The 1,237-nt window shown below is 31.3% G+C and carries 2 protein-coding genes; both read right to left on the bottom strand.

Translation table 11 applies throughout. The features are described from left to right. Positions 1-827: TM1802 family CRISPR-associated protein (locus ACP5S8_RS08420; RefSeq protein ID WP_461876488.1), on the bottom strand; the 827-nt coding region annotated here is incomplete at its 3' end. After that, positions 824-1,237, bottom strand: a 414-nt coding sequence (gene cas6 / locus ACP5S8_RS08415) for a CRISPR-associated endoribonuclease Cas6 (RefSeq protein WP_461876487.1), incomplete at its 5' end; no start/stop codon positions are given. The genes cas6 and ACP5S8_RS08420, both read right to left, overlap by 4 nt.

Genomic DNA, 1,237 nt, shown 5'->3' with positions numbered 1-1,237 from the left:
GATTCTGTTAGTTTGATGTTTCTGAAATCTTGATTAAATAGTATGTTTAAAATCTCATTTTTAACATATTCATCCTCAATTACAAAATCAGGAATAATATAATAAGTGTTTCCATATATTGAAAACTTCAAGAAGTTTTCTATCTTCTCTCTTCCAATCTTTATATAATCCTTGCATTCATAACATATTGGAAAGTTTTTGTAAGCTTCTTTTTTATTAAACCCACCTGTTATATAACCGGGCTTGTCTATTGTATAAAATTTAAACGGCGATATGTCCCCGCTTATCTCTTTTTCTTGGAGACAAAAAGCACAAACACCAACACTTTTACTATCTTTCCCTTCATCGGAAGCAGCTGTTAAAATAGCCTTAACAAGAAAATCTATATCGCCCACATACTTATCCCCTACTTTTATTGTCAATATAGCGCTTTCTTTTGACATGCGCTCTTTTATCACATTTTCCAGGCCTTCTTGGTCTAAGGCTTTTAATATATTGCTTACAAGAGTTATACTTTTTTGGTCTTGCAAATCCTCCAAAGTATCTAATATCTTCTTCAAGATTGTCTTAAGATTTCTAAGCGTCTTACCTACCTCTTTGTTTAGGTTTAGAGTAGGAGAAAGGCTTGGTGGGTTTGAACCCTTTGCTTTTTTATAAAAATACTTTGATAACTTTTCCGTAGTAAATTTTTCCTGATCTACCTTGCTAAATTCACCGTTTTCATCAAATTCAATTATTATTACATTTTCAGCTTTTATATAGTCGTAGTCTTTTTTACCAGCGTTTTCTCCAAACATTTTTCCAAGTTTAAAAACACTTTCTATCATTCTATCACCTCTATCATACCAAACCCTTGAGAGTTTTTAGCTCCAAAGCCAGCATCGTAAATTACCTTAAACATTTCTGGATCTGTTTTTATCTTAAAAGTTCCATCGTAAGCCTCTATGGGAAAATTTTCATACTTTAAAAGTACTTTTTTAGTATTTATAGGGCTTATGCTTATAGGAAACTCTTTTATATCTTTACCGGTTATGATGTGATATTTTTTTCTTAGATTTTCCTTTATAAGCTCTTCGAACTCTTTTTCTATAGGAGCGTAGTATCTATAGTATTTTCTACCGTTTTCAAAGGTCCTATAAACGGTTATGGGTGAAAGGGTTTTTACAATCATCTCTTCTTTAAAAGCCTCAAAACTAACACTTTCCATACTTTCTATATACACAATATTTTTGTAAAG

It is taken from the genome of Hydrogenobaculum sp., from assembly GCF_049967395.1.
Classification (GTDB): domain Bacteria; phylum Aquificota; class Aquificia; order Aquificales; family Aquificaceae; genus Hydrogenobaculum.
The sequence above is the reverse complement of the archived record's forward strand: the minus strand, read 5'-3'. Positions and strand labels throughout refer to the sequence as shown.